The sequence below is a fragment of the Arthrobacter oryzae genome, assembly GCF_030812315.1.
In the GTDB taxonomy this organism is placed as follows: Bacteria; Actinomycetota; Actinomycetes; order Actinomycetales; family Micrococcaceae; genus Arthrobacter; species Arthrobacter oryzae_B.
Genome location: NZ_JAUSSM010000007.1, coordinates 232,535 through 256,496, shown reverse-complemented (window position 1 = coordinate 256,496; position 23,962 = coordinate 232,535). Strand labels below are relative to the sequence as shown.

Genomic DNA, 23,962 nt, shown 5'->3' with positions numbered 1-23,962 from the left:
ACTAACGAAGCGGACGACGGCGGGAAGTCCCGCCGTCGTCCGCTTGCCGTCTTCTGCCCCTACTGTCTGTGATGCCCGGAGGCCGGCCACCGGGCGTCTCCGGAACCGGCCTTGCTTGCCGGTTGGCCTGCGTACGTCCAGACGCATGGCCGGCCGGCATCGCTGGGGAGGAGCTGGCCCTCGTACAGCGAGATAGTCGCTCCTGCCGGGCTCTGCCAGACTCCGGTCAGTTCGCAGTGGGTGCCGGTGGCCTGCCGCCGCGGCGCCGAGAGGTTGATGATCCTGCGTGCCCGCTTCTCGGCAACGGGAATTCTCTTCTTCACGATGACGCTCCTGCCGGTTCCCGGTAGGTGCTTTCGGGAACATCAGTGATGAACATATGTCCGGGGGCGTGGCTGATGGCAAAGGACGGCCTGGATGCCATCACTGCACTCTGCGGTGTCACGCCGCAGGCCCAGAAAACCGGCACTTCCCCCGGACGGATCTCCACCGCGTCGCCGAAGTCGGGCCGGCTGATGTCGGCGATGCCGAGGTCCCCGGGCGAGCCGACGTGTACCGGGCTGCCGTGTACCTTCGGCACCTCCGACGTCACCCGGATGGCCGTTTCGACCAGTTCGGGCGGCATGGGGCGCATCGAAACCACCATCGGGCCGTGGATCCGTCCCGCAGGAGTGCATTCGATGTTCGTGCGGTACATGGGGACGTTGCGGCCGGTTTCGGTATGCCGCAGCGGGATGCCGGCGCTGGCAAGCGCCGCTTCGAAGGTGAAGCTGCAGCCGATGAGGACGCTCACCATGTCGTCACGCCAGACCGAACTGACGTCGCTGACTTCGCCGGCAAGTTCGCCGTCCACCCACACCCGGTAGCCGGGGATGTCGGTGCGGATGTCGGACCCTGCGGCGAGGGCGCTTTCGTACTGTCCCGCCGGGATGACGTCTATGACGGGGCAGGCCTTGGGATTGAGCCGGCAGAATTCAATGAACTCGTCGGCGTAGTCGGCCGTGACCGCGATCAGGTTGGCCTGGGTGTAGCCGTCACTCCAACCGGAGGTGGGGGTCACCAGGCCGCTGCGGAACTTCAGGCGTGCGTCGGCGGGCGCCAGCAGGGCGTTGGCCCGGTTCATCGCGTTTCCACCAGCTCAGTGGAGGACTGCAGGTACTCCTCGTCCTCGGCAACATTGGAGTCCCGGCCCAGGGCCAGGCCCACCAGGGTCAGGAGGCAGGCGACGCTGAGGTAGATGGCAACCGGGACCCAGCTGTGGAAAGTGCTCAGCAGGAGCGTGAACATGAACGGTGCGATGGCGCCGCCGATGATTCCGGCGAAGGTGTAGGCCAGCGAGCTGCCGGTGGAGCGGAGCCGCGGCGAGAACTGTTCAACGACGAATGCTGCCTGGGGTCCGTACATGAACGAGTGGCAGAGCAGGCCCAGCACCGTTCCCACGATCAGCATGACCGGGGACCGCCCTTCGAGGACGATGAAGAACAGGTATGCCCAGACGGCGGCGGCCACGGCGGCGATTCCGTAGACCAGCCGGCGGTTGATGCGGTCGGAGATGGCCCCGGCCAGCGGCATGGTGAAGATCTGGAGAGCTGAACCGATGAGTACGGCCACCAGCACCTGGCCGCGGTCGAAGCCAAGTTCCTGAATGCCGTAGGTGAGGGTAAAGACGGTGCACATCGCGTAGAGCACATCCGGGCCGATGCGGCTCAGCATGGCTGCGATGAGGGGCCGGCGCTGGGTTGCCAGGACTTCCCGGATGGGGGACTTGGGCTTGTCTCCCTTGGCTTCCATGGCCTTGAAGATGGGGGTGTCTTCAAGCTTGAGCCGGATCCAGAGGCCGAATGCCACCAGCAGTGCCGAGATCAGGAAGGCGATGCGCCAGCCGAAGTTCAGGAAGTCCTCTTCGGACAGGGTCAGAGTCAGGACGGCAAGCGCGCCGTTGGCCATCAGGTTGCCGGCGGGCGGGCCGATTTGCGCGGCGGAGGCCCAGAACCCGCGGCGGTTCGGGTCGCCGAATTCGCTGGAAAGCAGGACTGCTCCGCCCCATTCGCCGCCGACGCCGACGCCCTGTGCGAAGCGGAGGAAGACCAGGATGGCGGGGGCGATGATGCCGATGTTGTCGTACGTGGGCAGCAGGCCGATGAGGAACGTGGCGACGCCGATCAGCATCAGCGTGATGACCAGGATCTTCTTGCGGCCGATCTCATCCCCGAGCCGTCCGAAGATGATGCCGCCGACGGGCCGGGAAATGTAGCCCACAGCGTAGGTGGAGAAGGCCAGCAGGGTGCCCGTGACGGGGTCCGAGGCCGGGAAGAAGATCAGCGGGAAAACGATCGCGGCCGCGGCGGAGTAGACGGCGAAGTCGTAGAACTCCAGCGCCGTTCCGGTCAGGCTGGCCGCGAAGGCCTTGTACATGCCCTTGCGCCCTACAAAGGGTTTCGGGTCAGCGGGGGCCATTACTGATGGAGTGGCCATTTGTATCCTCCATGAAGAGTGTGGATGTCATCCGTGTGCGGGCGGATGGTGCGTGTGCGCTTTGTCCAGCCTTGCGGCGTTGCAAGTCGGGGCATTAGGGGCGCCGGTGCGGCTACCGTGAGGGGCTGCGGAAGTCGAAAATGCGAGCAATCGTTGGATTGTTGAACAATCCGAACTTGTTGAACAATTTACGCGACGCAGATCACACCGTCAAGGGTTGAGGGTGATTCGGCCGTCGCGGGCAGTTTTCGGATGCAGAGCGGGAAGAGCTACTTCGAAGCTTCCGGCCCCGCCGCATGGACCGCAGTCTGGTGCTCTTCTGACCGAGTGAGGTAGTCGGTAAGGCGGTCGGCCGCGAGCTCCGCGTCCCCGGCTTCCAGGGCCTTGCAGATCTGTTCGTTGTCCGCCAGCCAGTCCTGGTAGAAGCCGCCGTCAACGGCGGCTTTGTGGAAGAAGAGCCGCATCTCGGCAAGCACCTGCGACATGATGGTGTTCAGCCGTTCGCTGTCCGCCATGGCCACCAGGGCGCCGTGGAAGTGCTGGTTGGCGCTGCCGAGGCGTTCGTTGTCCCCGGCGGCGGCTGCACTTTTGCCCTCCTCGACGGCGGCCCTCACCAAGGCGATGCTCTCGGGACTGCCCCCGCCGCGGACGGCGCTCACCTCGATGGCGCGCCTGACGGTGTAGACGTCATGGATGTCCTTGGCGCCCAAGCTGGCAACGAAGACCCCGCGGTTGGGCTCGCGGACAACCAGGCGCTCGCTCACAAGTTCGGCGAATGCTTCGCGGACAGTGTTGCGGGAGACACCGAGCTCGCCGGAAAGGGCCTCTTCCTTGAGTTTCGTTCCCGGCGGCAGCGCGCCCTCGGCGATCTGCAGCCGGAGCTCCGCGGCTACCCTGGCCGCCACGGACGGCACGGCGACCCGCAGCCTGGACGCTCCGCCGGGCGCTCCGGGCGCTCCCTGCGGTCCACCCTGGAGTTGGCGGGAGGCGTGAGTTTCGGCGTTCGGGTTCAGGGTGGCCATACCCTGAATTTACCCCGGGCGACCAACAATCCTTTTGTTGAATTGTTCGGTCCGGGATGGCGGACGACGGCGGGACCTCCCGCCGTCGTCCGCTTTGCGTTCGGCGCTGCCCCCCCTGCAGTGCCGGGTGGTCAGGGATGAACGCTTCCTGCGCCAGCCGGATGAAGTCCGCGACGAGTACCGATGGATCGTCTTTCCAGGATGCGAGGCACACAGAAATCGGCGCGGCATCGCGGACCGGCCGGTACACGATCCCCGGCCGTGGATTCTGCGCAGCTGTGGCCTCCGAGGACATGCCGATGGCCTGCCCCGTGGAGATGAGCGTCAGCCATTCGTCGACGCCGTGCACCAGCCGGACCGACGCCGGCCGCGTCAGGTCGGACCAGAGGTCTTCCGTAGTGGTTCCCGTGCGGTGATCGACGGCAATCGTTCGTCCGGAGAAGTCGGCCAGGCGGAGGAAACGCCGCCGGGCGAGCGGATCAGCCTTGGCGAGGGCGCCGTACCGCGCTTCAGTCCCGATCAGCGTGGACCCGAAGCGGTTGTCACTGAGGGTACGCCTGACAATGGTTACGTCAACAGACCCGTTCGCGAGGCCGCCCGTCGGGGCGTTCGACTGCACCCAGATCAGGCGGACTCCGGGGTGCAGCTCTTGCCATTTCCGCTGCAGGGCCACGGTGCGGCGGCCCAGCGCCGACCACGCGTAGCTCACTTTGAGCTCGCCGCTTTGGTCCTGGGCAACGCGTTCCAGCAACGCGACCTGGTCAAGCACGCTTCGCGCATGCTCGATGATCCGTTCCCCGGCGGCCGTCGGGGTGACCTGGCGGCAGTGGTGGCCGGTCCTCCTGCTCGGCGCAGCAACCGCCCTGATGAACATCAGCCTCTACATGGCCATCGAACGGATCGGGCTGGGCCTTGCCGTCACCCTGGAATTCCTCGGGCCGCTGGCCGTGGCCCTGCTGGGGTCGAGGGCCCGCCGGGATGTGCTGTGCGGGCTGGCAGCAGGTGTGGGCGTCTTCGTTCTTGTGATGCCGGACCCACCAGCGACTTCGTCGGGATTGCTATCGGCATGGCAAGTGCCGCGGGTTGGGCGGCGTACATCCTTCTCAACCGGGTCGCGGGCCAGCGGCTGCCCGGGCTGCAGGCCCCTGCCGCGGCGACGCTCATTTCCCTGGTGTTTTACCTGCCGGTGGCCGTCTACCTGGCCAGCAAAGGGGCATTCGCCGGTCCGGCATTGCTGTACGCCGTTATTGCCGGTCTGCTGTGCTCGGTGATTCCGTACGCCGCCGACCTCATCGCGCTCCGGCACGTGCCAGCGGGATTCTTCAGTGTGTTCATGAGCATCAACCCCATCCTCGCCGCGCTCTCCGGCACCGTGTTCCTGGGGCAGATCCTTGGCCTCCACGAATGGCTGGGCATGGCCACGATCGTTCCCACCAACGCCGTGGCCATCTGGCTGGCGGGCCTCACTACCGTCCTAAGCGTTGACCGTAGGCCAGGGTTGGATGTTGAGTGAGGGCCATTCCGTGCTCCACCGCCTGGTCTTGGTCAGGTATACGTCCCTGGGGGCAAGGACGGGATTAGGTATCACGTTCCGGCCGAAGAGGTCGTCGTAACCGTGCGGCGCGTACGTTGTGACGCCGCCGTGTTCGTCGGCCGTGACTGCGAAACAGCAGGTCTTGGCTGCGAAGTGATCTATCGCGTCGGACGTGCTGGTGAACGGCACGGCGGGGACCCCGAAATGCTCCTCGTACCAAAGGTGCACACGGGCTTCGTTGCGTACTTCGACTTCCGCGTCCAGGCCTTTGAACAGTTCCCGTGCCCGGTGAATTACCGCATCCTCCGCCTCGTAGGAAGTGTCCGCGTCAAAATAGAACAAATCGTAGTCCCGGATGCCGGCGCCGGGGTCCCTGCCGTCCAGAACGTTCCAGACGGTCTGGAACAGTGCACCCGCCGTCAGCCACCAGTCCGAAACACCCAGTGCCGGCGCCAACTGAAGGATTTGCCGGTTGATCGGGTTCCTTTGGATATAGGTCAGAAAGAGTCGCTCAGCATCGGTAGTCACCAGCCCATCGTGCCCCAACCCAGGCAATACTCGAGGGGTGAACATGCAGAGTGAAGTTCTTTTCCTCGGTGGCCGGTCGGGTGTGGGGAAGAGCTCCGTGGCGTTCGAACTCCATGCCCAGCTCGCCGCCCTGAAAGTCAAACATTGCGTGATCAACCGCAGCGTGCAGGACATTGCCGCTGACCTCCTGCCGCTCACCGGATGGACCGCCAACCCGGCGGGCTAGGGTCATGCAATGCTGTTCAGCATGACGATTGCTTGGGAATGGCGCGGAGCGTTTAGGAACGAAGAAATCAATCAGCTGCACGCCGAGGGCTTCGACCACGCCTACGTTGAGCACGACTGGATCGACGTGCTCTCGCGCCTCAGCCTGGGGTGGGTCACAGCGCGTGACGATCAGGGCCTCGTCGGCTTTGTCAACGTGATCTGGGACGGCCACGCGCATGCCTTCATCGAAGACACTTTGGTGGCACAAAGGGCGCGCCGTCAGGGCGTTGGGAAAAGACTCCTTGCCGTTGCCACGGAGCAAGCCAGGGAAGCGGGCTGCGAATGGATCCATGTCGACTTCGACGATCATCTGAAGAGCTTCTACTTCGATGCATGCGGGTTCAGACCCACCAGTGCTGGTCTTATCCGGCTTCGCTAGCATCCGTTCTTGGAATTTCGACGGCGCCCACTAGGCGCAATCACACAATCAGCATGCTTACCATCTGGCCTGAATCGGGTTTACGATGATCTTGTGAGCCGCGGGCGGATCGCTGGCGGCACCAACCGGAGGGAGTATCACCGTGGGTCTGGATGACAAGATTGAGAATGCTGCCGAGAAGCTTGGCGGCAAGGGCAAGGAAGCTGCCGGAGAGGCCAAGAATGACCCGGGCCTGAAGGCCGAAGGTCAGGCCGACCAAACAAAAGCGGACCTGAAGCAGGCCGGCGAGAAGGTCAAGGACGCCTTCAAGGAATAGGCCTGCAACACAAGGAAGGGTGCCCCCCGAGCACGGGCTGCACCCTTCCGTATTTTCCAGCCTCCAGGGCGGGCGCCGGATGATGACCCGGGACGATTGGCCCTGTTTGAGGCTGGCAGTTTGGTGCTAAAAATGCAGCAGGTATCCGGAGCAATTGGTCCGGTTGTTGATAGGAAGTCCAGTGGATCCGACAGCCGCTGCCGGGTATGCCCTCATGTACATGGCGGCAATTGCCGTGATTGTCCTTCTGCTGCTGCCGATCCTCGTCACGATTTTGCTGCTCCTGGTTGTGGCCGGAGCCATTCAGGGTGTGGTTTTCCTCTTGAAGATTGCCACAGTCAGCTTGATCAGGGGCATCGTCGGGCTGTTCAAAGGTTCGGGAGACGGACCCCGGCCCAACAGCCATCGCGGCGGGCTGGTGCCGCATTGACTGGCAGCTGGTCGCAGGCGGCGAGCTGACTCCTAGCCGGCGACGGACCAGCCCTCCTGGTACTCCGGGTGCCAGCTATACACAGAGGCCAGGCACATCAGAACGTACTCGCTGGTCCCGCCCATCTGCGACGGTATGTCAGTAACCAACGGGACGTTCCCCAGAATCTTCCGCTTGGCGGCGCATTCGGCCAGCACACGGGCGGCTGCGAACGGAGAAACTTCGAGGCGGGCGCCGATCGCCTGGCGACCTCGTCCGATCTCCCCCAGTTCCTCCGCGGCTGCCTCGTCCTCGGCAACCCGAGCTTCCAGGAATTCGATAATGTCGGCCATGCCCCCATTCTTCAGTGCCCGCACCGTTTCGACGAAACCGTCCCGCCTCCCGTCCTGTCTGGTGCAATGTGCAAAGATTTGAAGGGCCTCACGATCGCCGTCGGAGGCAACGCCATCGAGGGCGCGGGCTACTTCATCGAACCCACCGTCGTGACCGGTGTGCCTGCCGGAGCCGCGATCACCAGCACGGAGATCTTCGGCCCGGTCGTGTCGGTGGAGACCTTCAGCACCGAGGAAGAGGCCATCAGCCGGGCCAACCAAACCGTCTACGGTCTCGCCGCCTCGGTGTGGACCACGAACTCGGCCCGCTCGCTGTCCGCTCCCCGCCGGCTCGACTTCGGCACCGTCTGGGTCAATTCGCACCTCGTCATCGCCAACGAAATGCCCTGGGGCGGATTCAAGGGCTCCGGCGACGGCGGGATCTCCCGCCGTCGTCCGCTTGCGTTGTCGCCTGATTGCTATTGTCACACCGGCAGGTAGTGAGTAGTCTTCGGCCAACCGGACTTTCGGCCGCATCAGGCGGCGCCCCGAACGGCGCTGCCGTCAGGGGCTACGCCCCGTACATAAATAGACGCCCCAGTCACCGCACTGGCCGACAATGCGGAACACAGGACGCCACGCCTCCATTCAAGGGAGAACCTGATGTTAGGCACCAGAAGCTGCCTCGCCGCCGCTCTTGCCGCAATGCTCGTGACCATCGCCACCCCCGCGCAGGCAGCCCCCGCCGCACTCGTGAGCGCGGGCCCGGGAATACTCGTCGCCGACGGCGCCGCGGTGGATGTTCCCGTCACCTTCGTGTGCGACTCCGACCCCGCCCTGATCATCGCAATTCCCGTCGTCCAAATCACCCAAAGAGTCAGTGAAGGACGGATCGCCGGCGGCGGCGGAAACGATCAGCTCAGCTGCACCAAGCAGGCCCAGACAGTCACCATACGAGTCATTCCAAACATGATGGCGTTCAATGAAGGTGCCGCCGCAGCTTCTGTCTACCTGCAAACCTGCAGCGCGCAGTTCCAGTGCTCCGCCGTCATTACCCACACGGAAATATCGCTCGCCAAACCAGCCGACGCCGGGTGACCACTCGAGTTCGGAAAGGAGCTGGAAATGCCCGACGACACGGACCTTGTCAGCGTCCGGTACATGGTGGACGACGTCGACGCGGCGATCGCTTTCTACACAAAGCACCTCGGATTCACCCTAAGTATGAGCGCCGCACCGGCGTTCGCGGACGTCGCCCGCGGTCAGCTGCGGCTTCTGCTGAGCGGGCCAACCAGCTCGGCCGGCCGGCCAATGCCGGATGGCACGGTGCCTTCACCGGGCGGATGGAACCGCATCCACCTCATCGTGGGCGATATCGCGGCTGAGGTGGACCGGCTGCGGGCGGCAGGCGTCACGTTCCGGAACGACATTGTCACCGGTCCGGGCGGTCAGCAGATCCTGCTCGAAGATCCGGCCGGCAACGTGGTGGAGCTGTTCCAGCCCGCCGGCAAGTAGTGCAGGTTCAAGCGCACGACGGCGGAACCTCCCGCCGTCGTCTGCTTTGTTTGCGGGCGGTGCCGGTCAGCGGTGCTGGTCGACAAGGACCGGGCTGCCGTCCGGGTCCACCACGATGAAGCTCGCAGGCCCGGTGGTTGCCTCGTCGGCCTCCGAAACGAACTCCGTGCCCTGGGCTTTCAGGTCCTGCTGGAGCTCGCGCGCATCGGTGAAGGAGCCGAGCCCCTCGGCGTTCTGGTTCCAGCCCGGGTTGAAGGTCAGCATGTTCTTCTCAAACATCCCTTGGAAGAGGCCGATGACGGTCTCGCCGTTCTTCAGGATCAACCAGTTCTGGGTGATGTCGCCCCCGAAACTGCTGAAGCCAAGTTTCTCGTAGAACGCGGCCGATGCCGCGATGTCCTTAACGCTGACGCTGATCGAGAAGGCGCCGAGCTGCATGTGCTACTCCACTCTCCGGGTGACGGGTGGTCCCGATGATACGGGGTGGGGCGGACGACGGCGGGACGTCCCGCCGTCGTGCGCTTGCGTTTGGGTCCGCTCCCCTACCCGGCCTGCTCGCTGAGGAACCGCAGGAGGAACGGAAGGGTGGCGTGCATCGTCCGAAAATCCCCTCCGCTGGCGGCCTGTTCGCCGAGGTAGTCGCCGTGGCCGCCGGGAACGATCAGCAGGCGTGCGCCCGGGATCATTCCGGCCATCCGCGCGGCGTATTCGGCGCTGACAACGTCGCGGTCGGCGCTCACGATGAGCGTGGGTGCCGTGATGGTGCCCAGCTCTTCGACGGACCATCCGGTGAAGTCCAGGATGCGCTGCCTGTCCAGCTCGAAGAGTCGTTCCAAGTGGCCGGGTTCAGGGTTGAGGAGGCGGTCGGCGTCCTTGTAGGTGTCCGGCATGTCATCCAGGGTGGCCCTCGCCATGCCGTCCCAGAACTCGTCCGGTACGGCATCGCGGCTCACAAAGGTGGAAGCCACGATCAGGCGCCTGACCGCAGCCGGCCGCCCGAGGGCCAGCGCGACGGCGGTGTGGCCGCCGGCGCTGAAGCCCAGCACATCCACGGCTTCCACATTGAGCCGGTCCAAGACAGCGAGGATGTCGCCGGCCGAGTTCTCGGCCGTGAGGGGGCGGCTGGTCGGCTGGGTGCGCCCATGGCCCTCCTCCTCAACGGCGATCACCTGGCGGTGTCCGGCCAGTAGCGGGAGGACTTCTGCGAAGTTGGTGCCGATGGTGGAGCCGCCGCCGGGTATGAGGAGCAGCGGGGCCTGGCCGGGCACCGCCTGTCCGTGGACCTCGTAGTACATGCGTAGGCCGTTGTTGTCCGCGAAGCCGTGGGTGAAAGTCACACGGCATCCTAACGCCGGGGCGTTGCCGACGAACAGGGCTCAGGTCCTGGCCCGTTAGCTTGCGGCTTCTGCCAGCCCCAGTCGGATCAGGCGCAGTTCGTCCTCCACCGCTCGGGACGGCCAGTGGTTTTTCACGAGTTCAACCGCCCGGTCCTGATCTGCTTCCGGGAAAAGCTTGATGAGCAGGCCGGCTGCCTGAAGCAGCGCAATCAGTGCCGTGGTCCTGGCATCGGGCGGCGCTGCAACGGGCGGTGCGGCAGGCGGTGCGGCGGTCGGCGGTGTTGCACCTGCCAGTGTTGCGTCTGCCGGCACCGTGGCACCTGCCGGCGCGGCACCCGGCGGCGTGGCACCTGCTGGCATGGCTGGCGCTTCAGGCGGCGCGGCATCCAACGGCGCTGCATCAGGCGGCGCGGCATCCAACGGCGCTGCGCCCGACGGCTTCAGGCCGAGTGCTGCTTGGATCTTCTGAAGGAGCGCCGCTTCGGGAGCGTGCTGCTTCTCCGGGTAGCGCGTGGACTTGAACAGGCCCAGGTGCTTTTCGCCGATATGCTCCACGATGCCCTGCGACGCCATCCCTTCGTACACACGTTGCACTTCGCCGCGGCCCTCCAGGATGGAGACCCACCGCTTGGGAGTGTGGGGCCGTGGTTTTTCCCGGATGAGCTCCAGCTCGTGCTGGAACTTCGATTCAGGGGCGGTTCCGCTGGCCTTGACGTGCTTCCCCTCCAGCGCGATGGCGCCGAGCAGGTCCAGCTCAGCAAGTATCGCCCCGGCCAAGGTGGTCCTCAGTACGTACAACGGCAGTTCAGGTTCGCCGTCCTTGTCGTTCGTTGCCAGAAGGAGGAAAGCCTCGGGAAGGCTTAGGTCCTCGGCCTTCGGTGTCACAGCGTTCATACCTTCATGGTGGACCTGTTGGGCATCCGCCACAACGGTCGACTACGTGGCGGCTTCAGCCTCCGCCAGCCTGATCATGCGCAGTTCGTCCGTCACCGCACGGGACGGCCAGTGGTCCTTCACCAGTTGCCTTACCCGGCCCTGATCTGCTGCCGGGAAAAGCCTGTCGAGCAGCCCTGCTGCCTGAAGGAGTGCGATCAGTGCCGTGGTCCTGGAGTCGGACAGCGAACCGCCCAGCGCGGCCTGGATCTTCTGCAGGATCGCCGCTTCCGGGGCGTGGTCTTTCTCCGGATACCGCGTGGACCCGAACAGACCGAGGTGTTTTTCGCCGACGTGATCCACGATGCCCAGCGACACCATGCCCTCGTAGACACGGTGCAGTTCGGCGCGGCTTTCCAGCATCGAGACCCACCGCTTGGGCGTGTGCGGCCGTGATTTGTCCCGGATGAGGTCCAGTTGGTGCTGGAAATCCGGTTGCGTGGCGGTGCCGGTAGCCCTGACGTGCTTTCCCTGCAGCCCGATTGCACCGCGGAGGTGCAGCTCAGCCAGTATTGCCCCTGCCAGAGCGGCTTTGAGTACGACTATCGGCAGTTCAGCTTCGCCGTTCTTGTCGTTCGTCGCCAGGAGGAGGAGAGCCTGCGGAAGGCTCAGCTCCTCGGCCTTCGGTGTTTCAGCGTTCATACGATCATGGTGGCCCAGTTGGGCAGACACCACAACGGCGATTCGTAAGGGCCGGACGACGGCGGGACCTCCCGCCGTCGTCCGCTTGCGTTTGTCGGAGCCGTCAGTGATCCCGTGAAGAGACGGGAGTGGTGATCCGGGCGACGGCTTCTGCCGTCACCGCCCGGTCATGCTGTTCCGTATCCAGGGCTGCGTGCAGGAAGGAGCCTTCGATCAGAGCGTCCAGCATCCGGCACGTGACCGGGTCGAAGTGGCGGGCCAACGAGGTGCGGCTCTGCCGCATCCAAGCGTGGGTGATGGCCCGGTAGGCCGCGTCCCGGGCCGCAAGCGTGTACAACTCCTGGGTCAGAACCAGCTCCCGGGCCGACACGTTCAGGTCCTCGTGGATCAGATCCACCACCGCTTCCCGTGCCTCTTCCAAGGTATGCGCCTGCAGGAGGCCTGCTTCGAAACGGGCGGAGATGGCGGTGGAGAAGCGGGTGAACGCCCCATGCAGCAGGTCCTCCATGCCGCTGAAGTGGTAGGTCATTGATCCCAGCGGCACATCGGCCTGGGCGGCGATCTTCCGGTGTGATGCTCCGGCAACGCCGTGTTCGGCAATCACGTCCAGGGCCGCATCGATAATCCGATCGCGGCGTTCCGGGTCAAAGCGACGCTGCGCCATGGGCCTAGATGGAGCGCACGACGCGGGCGGGATTGCCCACGGCCACCACGTTGGCGGGGACGTCCTTGGTGACGACGGCGCCGGCGCCGATCACACTGTTCTCCCCGATTGTCACGCCTGGCAGCACTATGGCTCCGCCGCTCAGCCAAACGTTGTCCCCGATGGTGATCGGCTCGGCGGCCTCCAGCTTGTCCCGGCGCGGCTGGGGGTCCACCGGATGGGTGGGGGTGAGCAGCTGGACGTTCGGGCCGATCTGGCAGTCACGGCCGATCGTAATGGCGGCGACGTCCAGGGCGGTCAGGCCCGAATTGATAATCGTCCCGGCTCCGATGGTGATGTAGCTGCCGTAGTCCACCGACAGGGGAGGCCAGACGTCGACGTTCTCCCCGAGGTCTTCCACGAGCTCCTCAAGGATGGGCCGCGCTGATCCCGGGTCCTCAATGTAGGCGGCCGCGTACCGGTGCGTCAGTTGCAGGGCGCGGTGGAAGGCAGCGGCGTTGTCCGGATCATCGGCAATATAGAGGTCTCCGGACAGCATCCGCTCCCGGTTCGTGCGTGGATCTCCCGCGAAGCAATCAGGCATGCGTACGATCGTACACATCGGCGCCGGCAGCGGACAAGAAGCGGACGACGGCGGGACTTCCCGCCGTCGTCCCGGTCCCGGAAACGTTGTTTGGCGTGGGGTTGTCAGAGTGCCGTGAGGCCGCCGTCGACGGTGAAGAGGCCGCCTGTCGCGTAGGCCGATTCATCGCTGGCCAAGAAAACCATGATCCCTTCGACGTCGGCGGCGGTGCCTGCCCGACCGAGCATGGTGGAGTCGACCAGGCCCGCGCGGCTGAATGGATCGTCTGCGATGGTCTGCACGAGAGGGGTCTCGGTGTAACCAGGCACCACGGTGTTCACGCGGATGCCTTCTCTGGCATAGTCGGCGGCCACGACGCGCGCAAGCCCGTGGACGCCGGCCTTGGAGCTGGAGTAGGCGGTGAACGTTTGCCCGCACGCGACTACCGCTGTGGGGCTGCCAGTGCAGATGATCGATCCGCCCCGGCCCTCGAGGGCCCGCACGGCGTGCTTGAGCGTCAGGAACGCCCCGCGGTGGTTGATCGCTACGGTTTTTTCCCAGACTTCCAGGGAGAGGTCGCCGACTTTGGCGTCCTGGCCAAAGAGTTGGACGCCGGCGTTGGCTACGACGATGTCCAGCAGGCCCCCGGCGGCGATGGTGCCATAGGCGGCTTCTACGCTGGCCTCGTCCGAGATGTCCATCGGAAGGGCGGCGGCACTGTCGTTGCCGGTGGCGGCGGCTGCTTTTTCGGCAGCTTCAATGTTGATGTCGGCGAAGTACACCCGGGCACCTTCGGCGGTGAAGCGTTGCGCCACGGCCAGTCCGATGCCTGACCCGGCCCCGGTGACGAGGGCGGTCTTGCCTGAAAGCCTGTTGGACATCATGTTCCTCATTTCGTGTTTGGTGGATTCAGCCCAGCGGCCGGACTATTGCCGACCAAGCGGGAATGTCTAAGGTGCGCGTGTAGCCGTGTTCAAGCTTTACCGCCGCGCGCAGCGGTTTGGCCGTGAGATTCGCGGCAAAGAGCACGACGCCGGAGCCCGACTTAGCCGGGTAGAGAACCAGCCCGGGGACGGCACCCTCGACCTCTAGCACGTCGGCGCCGCGCAAGGCCGCCAGTTTTTCAAGAAGGTGGAATGCCAGCGTCGGGGTGCCAGCGTCGGTGAGCAAACCCCTGGTTCCGCTGGCCTCGAAGTAGCTGACGGATTCGACGCCGGGCAGGGTCAGGGCCGCGATGCTGCCCAGCAACCAGGCGGCTGTGAAGTCTTCTGCCTGCAGCGGGTCGGCGATCATTTCCTCGATGGTCCCCGCGTCATTAGCCCCGTCGGTGGAGACGGCGTTGAAGCGTGGTTTGAGCGTCACGGGTCCGATGTGCAGTGGTTTGCCGGACCCGATCCGGAGCGCGTTCAGCGCCGTTTGCCGTTGGATGGGGAGGCTTTCGACGATGTGGGGTACTTCGGTGGCGTGCATCTGGGGTGTAATGCTGTAAGTAATCGCATCGGCATTGCCGGGTAGGACCTCCCGGCGCCGGTTGAGTTCGGCGAAATGGGCGCGGGCCCCGGCTAGGAGTGCGCCCGTGAAACCGCGCCGCTGCGCTTCGGAGTGCAGTTCCTCCCACAGGTCAGGCTCTGTGACGTGGCTGCGGGAGCTGAAAGCGCCGATTCTGTTTGCGTTTTCTAAGGGCAGCAGGTCCATCACGGCCCGAATTTCCCCGGGGCCGGTCGCGATGATCCTCACGTCCAGCGCCGCGCCCAGCTCTGCTGCCTGCTGCACGGCATGCCCCAGGATTTGGGTGGCTGAGGCGGTGTCATCTCCCGGAACTTCGACGATCAGTGCGCCCAGGCCGCGTACCTCGCCGAGTCCGATAGCTGACGGGGACGACGACGTTCCCAAGGCGGGTACGCGGCCTTGGGCCTGCCCGCGCACAGTCAGCACCTCGGGCGGAGGTTCCGGAGCTTCTGGCGTCTGGTCTGCTGATGCCGCCATGTCTGCTGGTGCGGCGGTCAGACGGACGCTCTGGTGCACCCGGTCCCCGGCATGGACGGTGACGGGGAAGGGACGTGACAGCGGCGTGCTGTAGGTCTTGAAGGAAGCGTCGGTCCAGTTCCGCTGATCCTCAGTTTCAAAGATGTCGCCGCTGAATGCGAGCCCGAACGCAGTGCCGTCGCGTTCCCACCCCATCGCTGCGATGTTAATAAACGGCTGGTGCGGGCTGATGTCCGTGGGAAACGCGCTACTGGTGCGGGTCTGGTCTGGTGCCGTGATGGTGACGTTGCGCCCGGCGTCGTCCGGTCGGTGCAGGACCACCAGGCCGATGCGGTTGCTGCGCAAGTCGCCGGGCGCGACACCATCAAAGGTCACCGTGAGGTCGTCCCCGAAAATCCGGACAGCCAGGTCTGCACGGTATTCGACGCCAAATCCGGCGAACGCGACGACGAGCCGCAGGGTAAACCTGCCGTCGTCGTTCCAGGTTGTTGATTCGACGATCGGCGCCAGCGTCCTCCAGTCGTGATCGCGGACCACGGGCCTGATCGCCCTGAGCACGGGATGCCCGCGGTATTCGAAGTCGGCCAGTTCGTCCCCGCGCAGTTGCAGGCGCCACAGGCCGGTTGCAATCGTCTGGGCCGGTGCAAGGAGCCGGGATTCGTTCTCGGCGAGGATCACATTTGTGCTTTCGGTCGGGATGGGCGAAGTATGGCCGGCCGGGGACAGGAAGACCCGCCCCCGGCTGTTGGTTGGAGGTCAGGCCACGGCGCGCAGCCGAACGGCGACGTACTGCCGGCCTGGAAGGTCGATGCGGAAGCGGCCTTCGAACGTGCCGGGAAGGGTTTTCACTGTCATTTTCCAGGTGTCGATGACATCGATCTCGAACCGGATGCCCGGGGGCATGACGAACCGCCGGTACGTGGGCTGGTTGAAGCCGAAGTAGATCAGCTCATACTGGTCCTTGATGCCGGCGCTGGGCGCGTCCCAGTGGCCGGGAAGAGGCTCGAGGTGGCCTGCGGGGCTTTCCTCCAGGATGCGGCGCAGGAATCCGATGCGGTCCGGGCTGGTACCGTGCAGCTTGCCGCCCTTGGCCCACCAGAGGATGTCGTCCGGGTGGACGTAGGTTTCGCCGTGTCCGACGTAGCCGCCGCGGATGGCACCTTCCCAGAACCGCCGCGTCATCTCCTCGCCCGTGATATTGCCCCAGCCCTGGTCGATGTTCCCTTCGTAGGCGCATTCATCGATGACGACGGGTTTCTGCCATTCCTGCCGCCACTGGGTGGTCATTTCGGCGGTCTTGTAGATGTCCAGCCGCTGGATGCTTGCGTGCGTGACCCACGGGCGGGAGTGGTCATACATCTGGCGGCAGTTGTGGATGGAGAGTAGATGCTTGTTGGGGTCGTTCTCCTGCACGATCGCGGCGAAGCGTTCCCAATCCTCGATTGTCTTCTCGAACATGAGGTCGAATTCGTTGGCCAGCGACCACCAGATGTTCCGGTGGGATGCCAGCCGCGCGGTGACGTATTTTACGTACAGGTCATCCGCCGCGGCGTTCATCGTGGAGAAGCCCCACCGGTCGTAGGCATGGAAGAGGATCAGGTCTGCCTCGATGCCAAGCTGTTCCAGTTGGCTGATCCGCTTCTCCAGATGGTGGTAGTAGGCGGGGTTGGGCCGGGTGTAGTCGAAGCCGTCCTCGAGGGTCCCCTCATAGGGGTAGATCCCGGGCTCGTTTTCGTTGAACAGGTAGGACTTGGGGAAGACGCACATGCGCATCTTGTTGAAGGGACCGTTTTTCAGGGACTGCAGGGTCTGTTCTTCGAGGGCGTCGCCCTGATGGGTCCAGACATAGGAGGTTGTGCCGATCGGAAGGTAGGGTGTTCCGTCGTCGTAAGCGAAGTGGAACGTGTCGGCCACTCGGACCACGCCGCGGGCATCCGGTGAAGCGGCCGCCGCGGTGAAGCTTCCGGTGATGGCGTCCAGGGACTTGGCGTTGCTTCGGGTGATGAAGGACCACTCCCCCTCTGCCGGGACAAGCAGCCGGACACGGTATGTCCCGTCGCCGTCGTAGAAGCCGGGAACCGTGAGCGTTTCTCCTTCGGAGGTGAAGTCCGCGGTCAGGGTGACTTCCGTGAACGGGTTGCCGTGGGAGGGGCCCTGCAGCGTGATCTCGTGTCGCTTCCATTTCCGTCCCTTGGCCGCGAAGTCTGCTTGGGCGCTGCCACGTTCCACCGATTCGGACTCGTAGCCGGCGGACGGTTCGTTGTCCCGGTCGGAACGGTCGGGCGCCGGTGAGGGCTGCAGGGCCTCGATCTTTGCGAGGATCTCGGCTTTCTTAGCCGGGTCGTTGCGCAGGGATTCCTCGGTGCCGAGAATCAAGCCGAGCTGGTAGTGGTACAGGGTATGGAGCAGCGGGTTGGCCGCGAGCTCGGGCACGTGGTGGGCCAGGATCTCGTGTCCGGCCGGGTCACGCATGACCTCGAAGAGCGGGGTTGTTGCGGTAAAGGTCGCCATGATGGCCTTTCTGCGTTGAAAGTTGTTGCGAATGTGCGGTGTTACCCCTTGACGGCGCCGCTGAACATGCCCTCGACGAAGTAGCGCTGGAAGAGCAGGTACACGATGAGTACCGGGAGGATCGACATGATCGTGAAGGCGTTCAGCGGACCGTAGGAGCTGGTGAACTGGGACTGGAAGCCCTGGATGGCCAGCGGAATTGTCTGGGCTGCCTGGTCCTGCAGGATCACCAAGGCGATGGCGTATTCATTCCAGGTGGCCACGAAGTCCAGGATGAACAGCGCGGCGAGAGCGGGCTTGGACAGGGGAAGGATGATCTGCCAGAAGAGGCGCCAGTTGCCGCCGCCGTCCACGCGGACGCTTTCGTCTATTTCCTTGGGTATGGCGCTGAAGAAGCCGTGGAGGATGAAGATCTGGATGGGCAGCCCGAACCCGATATACGGGAGGATCACGCCAAGCGGGCTGTTAAGCATGCCCAGGTCCAGGATGATTTTGAACAGCGGCCCGAGGGCAACCTGGATCGGAACCATGGAACCCAGCGCGAAGGCCCCCAGGATCAGTTTGCTGTGCCTGAAGCGGATCCGGGACAAGCCGAAGGCCGCAGCTGCTGAGAACAGCAGGCCCAAGGGAACCTTGATGGCGGCAATGAGGAGGCTGTTGCCGCCGGCGGTAAGGAGGTTTCCGGTCTCCAACGCATCGGCGTAGTTCTGCCATTCGGCGGCAGCAGGCAGGGAGAAGGACGAGGTGGAGAAGATCGCGGCTTCGGACTTCAGCGACGTGAACATCACAAAGATCAGCGGCATGGCCCAGATGACCATAGTCACGGCCAGTGCGAGCCACAGCCCGACGCGGACGTAATCGACGTTGCGGCGTGGGCGCGAGGTCCCGTGGGCGTTCTTCGCGGGCCTGAGAGTGAGGGTGCTCATCAGTCTTCGTTTCCTTTGGTGGACCAGATCAGGTAGGGGATGACAAGGACAAGGGTGATGGCGAGCAGCACCGTGGCTATCGCGTTGCCCATTCCGAAGTCGTGCTGGAGGAATGACTGGGAGTAAGACCAGAGTGCCAGCACCTGTGAGGATTGGGCGGGACCGCCGCCTGTCATGCCGACCACGAGGTCGAAGACCTTGATGGAGTGCACGATGGTCAGCACCATGACGACCACGATGGTGGGGCGGAGGGCCGGGAAGGTGACGTGGCGGAAGACCTTCCAGTTGTTGGCGCCATCCAGGCGGGCCGACTCAACGAGTTCCTTGGACACGCTTTGCAAACCGGCAAGGAAGAGGACCATGTTCAGGCCGGCGATCTGCCAGACAAACGCGGCGAAGATGGCGTAAATGGCCACCTTGGGGTCGCTGAGGAAGGTAACGCCTGAACCGTCGCCCAGATGCCAGGCCTTTGCGAGTTCTGAGAAGACGCCGTAGTTCGGGTTGTACATCCAACGCCACATGTTCGCGATGGCGATCGGCGCCAGCACCCCCGGGATGTAGAAGACGGAGCGGAAAAGGTTCCGGCCGAAGATCGGACGGTTCAGGGACAGTGCCATCACCAGGCCGAGGGTGGTCGGAATGACCAAAGACAGGAGAACCCAGATGACGGTGTTCTGCAGGGCCGTCCAGAACACCGCGTCCTGGGTGAACAGGCGGACATAGTTCTGGAACCCGACGAACACCTGCGGGTCAGTGTTGAAGCCTGACCATTCGTAGAGGCTCAGGCGCACGGCGCTGACCATCGGGCCGATGACGAAGACAACATATGCGGCCAGAGCAGGGGCAAGGAAGGGCAGGGCTGCGATAAACCCGCCGCTGGCAAGGCGCTTCAGGAGTGGTTTCTTCGGAGGTTGCCGCGGAACAGGAACTGGGGGCGTCTGGAGGCGCGTGGCTGTGAGCTTAGACAAAAGAGGTCGCCTTTGATCTTTGGATCGGTCATGGGGCTGAAGGGTGGGACCGTGCGGAACACACAGCCCCACCCCTGAGCGAAAGAGCTATTTGCTCGTATCCAGGAACTTCTGGAGCTCTGCCCCGGCCTTAGCCGGGTCAAGGCCGCCGGTGGCAACCAGATTCTGGATGCGCCAGTACTCAGTGGTCTGGGACTGGCTGAGGTTCTGATCGTTGTTCATGTACAGGCCCTTGGCGTTGGCGAAGATACCCGCCCAGGACGTGCTGAGTTCGTCCGTCTCGGTGGGCTTGACTTCCTTGTTTACCGATTGCGTCGAGAACGTGCCCAGCGTCTCCTTCTGGACCGGGGTGGACATCATGAAGTCCAGGAACTTGGCCGCTGCATCCGCGTTCTTGCTGTCCTTGGTGACGTACATGGCCTGCTCGAAGCCGTACATGCGGCCTGTACCTGTCGGCAAGGGGAACACGCCGAAGTCCTCGACCTTGGCCTTGTCCTTGATCTGGGAATTGAACCAGTCGCCTTCAAGGGCCATCGCTGCCTTGCCGCTGAAGAAGAGGGCGGAGGACTCGTCATTATTGATGCCGATGAAGCCGGGGTTGAAGTAGTCCTTTGACCATTTCTGAAGGTTCGTGAAGGACTCGGTCACACACTCTTCCTGACCCCAGTTCGCCTGATTGGTGACCAGCTTGTCGAAAGTTTCCGCCCCGCAATAGCCCTCGAGGAAGGTATCGAGCAGGCGCATCACGTGCCAGTTGACGGTTCCACCGAACTGGATCGGCGTGATGCCGGCGTTCTTCAGCTTGGCAGCGGCGTCGTTCAGCTCGTCCATGGTCGTTGGCAGTTTCGCGATGCCGGCTTGTTCGAACAATGCCTTGTTGTAGTACATGGCCTCACCGTTGAGCTTCCAGGGCACACCGTGGAAACCGCCGTACTGCTTGACCGGCTCAAGGGCGGCCTCCGTGAACCGGCTCTCCCACTTGTACTCGGTGTACTGACTGGACAGGTCGATGCTGGCGTTGTTCTTGACCAGTTCCCCGCCGAGACCCGGGCCTGCCCAGAAGTCGTAAATGTCCGGCGCCGCAGAAGTACCAATCGCGGTGCGCAGGGCGTCCTTGTGTGCGTCCACTGCACGATTCGTCTTCTTGACCGTGATGTCAGGGTTGGAAGCTTCGAAATCCTGGATGATCTTGTCCTGAGCTTTGGCCGCAGTCGGGGAGCTCGGGTTGATCACCCACCAGTCCAGCTGGGTTTTGCCTGAGGCATTGGATCCTGAGCCGGCGGAACAGCCGGCCAGCACAGCAATGGCCGTAAGAGCAACAGCGCCTTTGGCAAGCAAACGCATCGTCGCGTCCTTTCGTAGGGGTAGTTGTGGGTGCTTGGTCACGGATATCTCGGCGAACCCTGCTGGGAACGCCGCCTATGTGACCTGACCCACAACGAGTATGTGGGTTTACGATAACTCACGTCAACCGGTTGACCAATTATTAATGAAAAGAGTCATTTCCGGAAGTCCTGGGCGCCAGCGCAGACCCAACGGCGATTTCGACCATGCCGGCGCGAGCGCCACTCATTGGTGGGTGATCGTAAACTTTTGATGAGCAGTAGCTCTGGAGGAGGAGAACGGGTGGCAAAAGCACGGACCGCGCCTAGGCCGAGCATGGCTGATGTCGGCAGACTGGCCAACGTCTCAACTCAGACGGTTTCGCGCTACTTCACCGGTGTGGGCTATGTGCGGGCCGAGACGCGCGAGCGGATCACCGCAGCGATCGATGAACTGGGGTACGTACCAAACCAATCCGCCCGCACGCTTCGTACAAGCAGGACGAATTCCGTCGGCGTCTTGACTATGGGGGCCTTCAACTACGGGAGCGCTGGCGTACTTACCGGATTGGGATTTGCGGCGCGCGAGGCCGATGTCACGCTCACTATCGCTGCGCTTAATCTCGACTTCGAAGCAAAGAACTGGGAAGCCGAGGCGAGACGGGCACTCGCCCACTTCAAATCCGTACAGGTTGACGGGGTTGTTGTTTCTACACCGCTCCCGGGCGTCGGCAAACTGCTCACCGATTGGGACCAGTCAACGCCCTTAATCACGGTTTCCGAGCTTCCGTCGGCGGACGAAGGCTCCGCGGGCACACACTCCCACGCTGCCGGATGGGAGGCGACCCATCACCTCATCGAATTGGGACACCGCGACATCCTCCATGTGGCCGGCCCTTCGACCCGAAATGAAGCCGGCGAGCGTGAGCGCGGCTATCGCGACGCCATGCAGAGCGCCGGCCTTGGACCCCAAGTGCTCGATGTGGCAAGCGACTGGTCCTCGGTTTCGGGATATCGCGCTGGCGAGTTGGCGGATCCGGCCACGTTCACGGCTGTTTTTGCAAGCAACGACGAGATTGCTCTCGGCTTCATGAGCGCCTTGGAAAGGCGCGGCAAGCGGGCACCCCGGGACTACTCAATTGTTGGGGTTGACGACATGCCTGCATCGGCCTACTTCTCGCCTCCGTTGACTACCATGCGGCTCGATTTCCAGGCTCTGGGCATCGCAACCTTCAAGATGCTCCACCATCAGATCCTCACGGGAGAACGCGCCCAGCACTACGTCGTCGAGCCCGAGCTCGTGATTCGCGAGTCGACGGCACGCATCGCACGGCCTTAGCGGCACGGCCTTGCCGCCACGGCTAGGCCTCAGGCAGCCTTCCGGCCATCCTCAACGGTATATGCCATCTCCCAATTGGGATTCTCACTCTGCGCAATTCATCGTCCAGATATAACTTCTATACCATGCACATATCCCAATCCGAAGAGGGACATCGCCTCTCCCAGCGCGCGGAGATTCCACCAGCCTGCTGTCTTATGATTTACGACACTTTTGTCTATCAAGCTGCCAGCGGCAAATCAAAAAGATTCTCGGCAAGGCGAATTAGATGGCGCGGGGCGTCTAATTCATCACCGCACTTCCCATGGCCTAGGAAAACCGCCGTTCCATTGAAAGCGTCCTCGAGATTGACGCCTGCTTCTCGGATGAGCACTTCTGCCCTGACGTTCGGAGGCATGCGGTTTCCCCCGTCGTTCAGGTAGACATGCCAGTCCGTGCCTGCGATGGATTCAATGTTTCCCGCAACCAGGCTCTGGAGTGCCGCCGTGCCCGTGTCCACGGTTTCGATGCGCACCCGCTGGGCGAGTCGGGCCGGCACGATCAGGGCGTTGTAAATGGTGTTCATGGTTAGCGCTGGCTTTTGCGCGGCTTTACGAACTGAATGTCACTAGTCTCGTTTTTTGCCTTTTTGTCAGCACGTTTTTCGAGAATAGATTTCCCTGCCTTTTTGGCGCTGACGCTCCTGGGCGATTTTCCTGACAATGGAATCACACCTTTCTGTTCTTTGTACTTACCCGATACCATACACACTTATATTTTTTATGCCAGTTTCCGGAAAACACCACAAATCGGCGGAAAGCGACCGACGGCGGGAGGTCCCGCCGTCGGCCGCTTTCGGTTTAGCGTGGAGCCTTGGCCGCGATGAACTGCCGGATCCACCGGAGGGTTTCCGGACGGTCCAGATGGAGGCCATGCCCGGCGCCGGGGACCTTGACCAGCGTGGAACGGCGTATGTGCTGGTGCAACCGGACGGCGTTGGGCAGGGGTGTCAGCGCATCGTCGGTGCCGTGCAGAATGAGGGTCGGGGCTTGGATGGAGCCGAGCCGGCTCCACGCGTCGTGCTCCCGGCTGGCACGGAAATGGCGGGCCTTGGCCCAGGCCGATGCCCGCGAGTTAAAGAATGTACGTACTGCGTCGGGGTGCTTCGCCGCCCATTCCGGATTAAAGAACAACGGCTCCAGGCGTGCCGGTACGCCGCTGACGAGGGCTTCCATGGCGTCCCTGGTGGGCCCTGCCCCGGCTAGTTTGCCTCCGCTCGTAGCGGCGAGGATGAGCGCGCGAACACTCTGCGGATAATCAATGGCCAGCCACTGCGCGATTCTCCCACCCATGGAGTGGCCGTACACGTGGGCACTGTCAGCGCGGGCGGCCTCTAGGACAGCGGCCGCATCGGCTGCCAGGAGCCTCGTGGTGTAGCGGTCGGCGTCGCCATTGCTGCTCCCGCCAATCCCCCGGTGGTCAAAGCGGATGACACGGAAATGGTCGGCCAGTGCCTCCGCGGTCGGCCCCCAGCCGTCCAGAGCCGTTGCTTGACCGGCGATCAGGAGCAACGGCTCCCCGTGCCCCTTTTCGGTCCACGCGAGCGCGGCGCCGTCTGGAGCCAAGGCAATCTTCACCGTGACACTCTATCTTTCCGGCGGACAGGCGGCTGTGGTGCAGCACCTGGCGGCGTCTCACGAGTCACCAGGCGAAGGGCTGTGGGACGGTGGCCTGCATCAGCGGTCCGAGGCTTGGGCCGCAAGCTGGGACTGCCAGCACCTTTCGCGCCCATTAGGCCGCTTTCGCCAATTTGGCACTGTCTGAATTCGCGGGAGCCTTGGTCAAGGAGGCTGCCGAGACGCTCGGCGTAAAGCAGAATGAACTCGACCACGCCATGTGGAGCTTCGCCAGCACTACGCGGTTGAAGAGCATGCCGGAAATACCCTAACCATCTCAAGCAGGTAGCGGACGACGGCGGGACTTCCTGCCGTCGTCCGTTGGCGTTTGGCTTGGGTA

The 23,962-nt window shown here is 63.7% G+C and carries 30 protein-coding genes and 1 pseudogene; 10 read left to right on the top strand and 21 right to left on the bottom strand.

All coding sequences use genetic code 11. From position 1 onward, the window contains the following. Positions 1 to 59 precede the first annotated feature (59 nt). From J2S97_RS15685 to J2S97_RS15665, 5 genes and pseudogenes are all read right to left on the bottom strand, one after another. Positions 60 to 323, bottom strand: coding sequence for a hypothetical protein (locus tag J2S97_RS15685; protein ID WP_307050872.1), 264 nt, complete (start codon positions 321 to 323; stop codon positions 60 to 62). After that, entirely contained in the window at positions 320 to 1,123 is an 804-nt protein-coding gene (locus J2S97_RS15680; protein WP_307050871.1) for a putative hydro-lyase, read from the bottom strand. Before J2S97_RS15680 ends, J2S97_RS15685 begins: the two co-directional genes overlap by 4 nt. Continuing rightward, entirely contained in the window at positions 1,120 to 2,475 is a 1,356-nt protein-coding gene (locus tag J2S97_RS15675) for an MFS transporter (protein ID WP_307050870.1), read from the bottom strand. Before J2S97_RS15675 ends, J2S97_RS15680 begins: the two co-directional genes overlap by 4 nt. Positions 2,476 to 2,744: 269 nt before the next feature. Continuing rightward, complete coding sequence (locus J2S97_RS15670; RefSeq protein ID WP_307050869.1) at positions 2,745 to 3,497, bottom strand: GntR family transcriptional regulator; 753 nt, start codon at positions 3,495 to 3,497, stop codon at positions 2,745 to 2,747. Between the two features lie 151 nt (positions 3,498 to 3,648). Next, a pseudogene (locus J2S97_RS15665) lies at positions 3,649 to 4,371 on the bottom strand (LysR substrate-binding domain-containing protein); the annotation flags it as partial. A 192-nt stretch (positions 4,372 to 4,563) separates the two neighbouring features. Between J2S97_RS15665 and J2S97_RS15660 the strand changes: the two are divergent. Continuing rightward, positions 4,564 to 5,010, top strand: a complete 447-nt coding sequence (locus J2S97_RS15660) for an EamA family transporter (protein WP_307050868.1) — start codon at positions 4,564 to 4,566, stop codon at positions 5,008 to 5,010. On the opposite strand, the gene J2S97_RS15655 is transcribed toward J2S97_RS15660, so the two are convergent. After that, positions 4,972 to 5,559, bottom strand: coding sequence for a nucleotidyltransferase family protein (locus J2S97_RS15655; protein ID WP_307050867.1), 588 nt, complete (start codon positions 5,557 to 5,559; stop codon positions 4,972 to 4,974). The two genes, J2S97_RS15660 and J2S97_RS15655, sit on opposite strands and share 39 nt — an antisense overlap. A 43-nt stretch (positions 5,560 to 5,602) precedes the next feature. On the opposite strand from J2S97_RS15655, the gene J2S97_RS15650 reads away from it, so the two are divergent. The 4 genes from J2S97_RS15650 (at position 5,603) to J2S97_RS15635 (ending at position 6,951) form a co-directional block, all read left to right on the top strand. After that, entirely contained in the window at positions 5,603 to 5,785 is a 183-nt protein-coding gene (locus J2S97_RS15650) for a hypothetical protein (RefSeq protein WP_307050866.1), read from the top strand. A gap of 9 nt (positions 5,786 to 5,794) precedes the next feature. Further along, on the top strand, positions 5,795 to 6,205 hold the full coding sequence (locus J2S97_RS15645; protein WP_307050865.1) for a GNAT family N-acetyltransferase: 411 nt from the start codon (positions 5,795 to 5,797) through the stop codon (positions 6,203 to 6,205). Positions 6,206 to 6,347: 142 nt separating this feature from the next. Continuing rightward, positions 6,348 to 6,521, top strand: coding sequence for a CsbD family protein (locus J2S97_RS15640; protein WP_307050864.1), 174 nt, complete (start codon positions 6,348 to 6,350; stop codon positions 6,519 to 6,521). Positions 6,522 to 6,702: 181 nt separating this feature from the next. Further along, the gene (locus J2S97_RS15635; RefSeq protein WP_307050863.1) at positions 6,703 to 6,951 is read left to right on the top strand and encodes a hypothetical protein; all 249 of its coding nucleotides are present in this window, start codon (positions 6,703 to 6,705) and stop codon (positions 6,949 to 6,951) included. 32 nt (positions 6,952 to 6,983) lie between these two features. Here the strand turns inward: J2S97_RS15635 and J2S97_RS15630 are convergent, their stop codons facing one another. Next, complete coding sequence (locus tag J2S97_RS15630; protein ID WP_307050862.1) at positions 6,984 to 7,283, bottom strand: DUF6221 family protein; 300 nt, start codon at positions 7,281 to 7,283, stop codon at positions 6,984 to 6,986. A gap of 66 nt (positions 7,284 to 7,349) precedes the next feature. Here J2S97_RS15630 and J2S97_RS15625 point away from each other — a divergent pair, with 66 nt between their 5' ends. From J2S97_RS15625 to J2S97_RS15615, 3 genes are all read left to right on the top strand, one after another. Next, the gene (locus tag J2S97_RS15625) at positions 7,350 to 7,763 is read left to right on the top strand and encodes an aldehyde dehydrogenase family protein (protein ID WP_307050861.1); all 414 of its coding nucleotides are present in this window, start codon (positions 7,350 to 7,352) and stop codon (positions 7,761 to 7,763) included. A 162-nt stretch (positions 7,764 to 7,925) separates the two neighbouring features. Continuing rightward, positions 7,926 to 8,360, top strand: coding sequence for a hypothetical protein (locus J2S97_RS15620; RefSeq protein WP_307050860.1), 435 nt, complete (start codon positions 7,926 to 7,928; stop codon positions 8,358 to 8,360). 27 nt (positions 8,361 to 8,387) lie between these two features. Further along, a complete protein-coding gene (locus tag J2S97_RS15615; protein WP_307050859.1) occupies positions 8,388 to 8,777 on the top strand; it encodes a VOC family protein in 390 nt (129 codons plus the stop codon). Between the two features lie 66 nt (positions 8,778 to 8,843). Here J2S97_RS15615 and J2S97_RS15610 read toward each other — a convergent pair whose 3' ends face one another. The 12 genes from J2S97_RS15610 to J2S97_RS15555 form a co-directional block, all read right to left on the bottom strand. Further along, positions 8,844 to 9,215, bottom strand: coding sequence for a VOC family protein (locus J2S97_RS15610; protein ID WP_307050858.1), 372 nt, complete (start codon positions 9,213 to 9,215; stop codon positions 8,844 to 8,846). Between the two features lie 104 nt (positions 9,216 to 9,319). After that, positions 9,320 to 10,114 carry an alpha/beta fold hydrolase gene (locus tag J2S97_RS15605; RefSeq protein ID WP_307050857.1) on the bottom strand — a complete coding sequence of 265 codons (795 nt, stop codon included), beginning with the start codon at positions 10,112 to 10,114 and terminating at the stop codon, positions 9,320 to 9,322. A 54-nt stretch (positions 10,115 to 10,168) separates the two neighbouring features. Next, the gene (locus J2S97_RS15600; protein WP_307050856.1) at positions 10,169 to 11,008 is read right to left on the bottom strand and encodes a GOLPH3/VPS74 family protein; all 840 of its coding nucleotides are present in this window, start codon (positions 11,006 to 11,008) and stop codon (positions 10,169 to 10,171) included. Positions 11,009 to 11,050: 42 nt separating this feature from the next. Further along, on the bottom strand, positions 11,051 to 11,689 hold the full coding sequence (locus tag J2S97_RS15595; protein ID WP_307050855.1) for a GOLPH3/VPS74 family protein: 639 nt from the start codon (positions 11,687 to 11,689) through the stop codon (positions 11,051 to 11,053). A gap of 103 nt (positions 11,690 to 11,792) precedes the next feature. Next, complete coding sequence (locus tag J2S97_RS15590) at positions 11,793 to 12,353, bottom strand: TetR/AcrR family transcriptional regulator (RefSeq protein WP_307050854.1); 561 nt, start codon at positions 12,351 to 12,353, stop codon at positions 11,793 to 11,795. 4 nt (positions 12,354 to 12,357) lie between these two features. Then, on the bottom strand, positions 12,358 to 12,936 hold the full coding sequence (locus tag J2S97_RS15585; protein WP_307050853.1) for a sugar O-acetyltransferase: 579 nt from the start codon (positions 12,934 to 12,936) through the stop codon (positions 12,358 to 12,360). A gap of 104 nt (positions 12,937 to 13,040) precedes the next feature. Continuing rightward, complete coding sequence (locus J2S97_RS15580) at positions 13,041 to 13,796, bottom strand: SDR family NAD(P)-dependent oxidoreductase (RefSeq protein ID WP_307050852.1); 756 nt, start codon at positions 13,794 to 13,796, stop codon at positions 13,041 to 13,043. 28 nt (positions 13,797 to 13,824) lie between these two features. Continuing rightward, the gene (locus tag J2S97_RS15575) at positions 13,825 to 15,579 is read right to left on the bottom strand and encodes a hypothetical protein (protein WP_307050851.1); all 1,755 of its coding nucleotides are present in this window, start codon (positions 15,577 to 15,579) and stop codon (positions 13,825 to 13,827) included. 78 nt (positions 15,580 to 15,657) lie between these two features. Then, the gene (locus J2S97_RS15570; RefSeq protein WP_307050850.1) at positions 15,658 to 17,412 is read right to left on the bottom strand and encodes a DUF5605 domain-containing protein; all 1,755 of its coding nucleotides are present in this window, start codon (positions 17,410 to 17,412) and stop codon (positions 15,658 to 15,660) included. Between the two features lie 41 nt (positions 17,413 to 17,453). Further along, positions 17,454 to 18,338 (bottom strand): carbohydrate ABC transporter permease, encoded by an 885-nt coding sequence (locus J2S97_RS15565; protein WP_307050849.1) that lies wholly within the window; start codon positions 18,336 to 18,338, stop codon positions 17,454 to 17,456. Next, on the bottom strand, positions 18,338 to 19,306 hold the full coding sequence (locus J2S97_RS15560; RefSeq protein WP_307050848.1) for a carbohydrate ABC transporter permease: 969 nt from the start codon (positions 19,304 to 19,306) through the stop codon (positions 18,338 to 18,340). Before J2S97_RS15560 ends, J2S97_RS15565 begins: the two co-directional genes overlap by 1 nt. An 87-nt stretch (positions 19,307 to 19,393) precedes the next feature. Beyond that, entirely contained in the window at positions 19,394 to 20,650 is a 1,257-nt protein-coding gene (locus tag J2S97_RS15555; RefSeq protein WP_307050847.1) for an ABC transporter substrate-binding protein, read from the bottom strand. A gap of 315 nt (positions 20,651 to 20,965) precedes the next feature. Between J2S97_RS15555 and J2S97_RS15550 the strand changes: the two genes are divergently transcribed. Further along, a complete protein-coding gene (locus J2S97_RS15550) occupies positions 20,966 to 21,967 on the top strand; it encodes a LacI family DNA-binding transcriptional regulator (protein WP_307050846.1) in 1,002 nt (333 codons plus the stop codon). A gap of 220 nt (positions 21,968 to 22,187) precedes the next feature. Here J2S97_RS15550 and J2S97_RS15545 read toward each other — a convergent pair whose 3' ends face one another. Next, positions 22,188 to 22,532, bottom strand: a complete 345-nt coding sequence (locus J2S97_RS15545; protein WP_307050845.1) for a DUF3846 domain-containing protein — start codon at positions 22,530 to 22,532, stop codon at positions 22,188 to 22,190. A gap of 274 nt (positions 22,533 to 22,806) precedes the next feature. Then, positions 22,807 to 23,583, bottom strand: coding sequence for an alpha/beta fold hydrolase (locus J2S97_RS15540; RefSeq protein WP_307050844.1), 777 nt, complete (start codon positions 23,581 to 23,583; stop codon positions 22,807 to 22,809). Between the two features lie 173 nt (positions 23,584 to 23,756). Here J2S97_RS15540 and J2S97_RS15535 point away from each other — a divergent pair, with 173 nt between their 5' ends. After that, on the top strand, positions 23,757 to 23,894 hold the full coding sequence (locus J2S97_RS15535; RefSeq protein ID WP_307050843.1) for a hypothetical protein: 138 nt from the start codon (positions 23,757 to 23,759) through the stop codon (positions 23,892 to 23,894). Positions 23,895 to 23,962: the final 68 nt, after the last annotated feature.

Excerpts from the sequence above, each read along its gene's own strand:
- J2S97_RS15675 (WP_307050870.1), bottom strand. The coding sequence starts at position 2,475 with ATGGCCACTCCATCAGTAATGGCCCCCGCTGACCCGAAACCCTTTGTA.
- J2S97_RS15680 (WP_307050871.1), bottom strand. The coding sequence starts at position 1,123 with ATGAACCGGGCCAACGCCCTGCTGGCGCCCGCCGACGCACGCCTGAAG.
- J2S97_RS15670 (WP_307050869.1), bottom strand. The coding sequence starts at position 3,497 with ATGGCCACCCTGAACCCGAACGCCGAAACTCACGCCTCCCGCCAACTC.
- J2S97_RS15650 (WP_307050866.1), top strand. The coding sequence starts at position 5,603 with ATGCAGAGTGAAGTTCTTTTCCTCGGTGGCCGGTCGGGTGTGGGGAAG.
- J2S97_RS15645 (WP_307050865.1), top strand. The coding sequence starts at position 5,795 with ATGCTGTTCAGCATGACGATTGCTTGGGAATGGCGCGGAGCGTTTAGG.
- J2S97_RS15610 (WP_307050858.1), bottom strand. The coding sequence starts at position 9,215 with ATGCAGCTCGGCGCCTTCTCGATCAGCGTCAGCGTTAAGGACATCGCG.
- J2S97_RS15595 (WP_307050855.1), bottom strand. The coding sequence starts at position 11,689 with ATGAACGCTGAAACACCGAAGGCCGAGGAGCTGAGCCTTCCGCAGGCT.
- J2S97_RS15565 (WP_307050849.1), bottom strand. The coding sequence starts at position 18,338 with ATGAGCACCCTCACTCTCAGGCCCGCGAAGAACGCCCACGGGACCTCG.
- J2S97_RS15660 (WP_307050868.1), top strand. The coding sequence starts at position 4,564 with ATGGCAAGTGCCGCGGGTTGGGCGGCGTACATCCTTCTCAACCGGGTC.
- J2S97_RS15620 (WP_307050860.1), top strand. The coding sequence starts at position 7,926 with ATGTTAGGCACCAGAAGCTGCCTCGCCGCCGCTCTTGCCGCAATGCTC.
- J2S97_RS15625 (WP_307050861.1), top strand. The coding sequence starts at position 7,350 with ATGTGCAAAGATTTGAAGGGCCTCACGATCGCCGTCGGAGGCAACGCC.
- J2S97_RS15555 (WP_307050847.1), bottom strand. The coding sequence starts at position 20,650 with ATGCGTTTGCTTGCCAAAGGCGCTGTTGCTCTTACGGCCATTGCTGTG.
- J2S97_RS15550 (WP_307050846.1), top strand. The coding sequence starts at position 20,966 with ATGGCTGATGTCGGCAGACTGGCCAACGTCTCAACTCAGACGGTTTCG.
- J2S97_RS15570 (WP_307050850.1), bottom strand. The coding sequence starts at position 17,412 with ATGGCGACCTTTACCGCAACAACCCCGCTCTTCGAGGTCATGCGTGAC.
- J2S97_RS15585 (WP_307050853.1), bottom strand. The coding sequence starts at position 12,936 with ATGCCTGATTGCTTCGCGGGAGATCCACGCACGAACCGGGAGCGGATG.
- J2S97_RS15615 (WP_307050859.1), top strand. The coding sequence starts at position 8,388 with ATGCCCGACGACACGGACCTTGTCAGCGTCCGGTACATGGTGGACGAC.
- J2S97_RS15545 (WP_307050845.1), bottom strand. The coding sequence starts at position 22,532 with ATGAACACCATTTACAACGCCCTGATCGTGCCGGCCCGACTCGCCCAG.
- J2S97_RS15630 (WP_307050862.1), bottom strand. The coding sequence starts at position 7,283 with ATGGCCGACATTATCGAATTCCTGGAAGCTCGGGTTGCCGAGGACGAG.
- J2S97_RS15600 (WP_307050856.1), bottom strand. The coding sequence starts at position 11,008 with ATGAACGCTGTGACACCGAAGGCCGAGGACCTAAGCCTTCCCGAGGCT.
- J2S97_RS15580 (WP_307050852.1), bottom strand. The coding sequence starts at position 13,796 with ATGTCCAACAGGCTTTCAGGCAAGACCGCCCTCGTCACCGGGGCCGGG.
- J2S97_RS15590 (WP_307050854.1), bottom strand. The coding sequence starts at position 12,353 with ATGGCGCAGCGTCGCTTTGACCCGGAACGCCGCGATCGGATTATCGAT.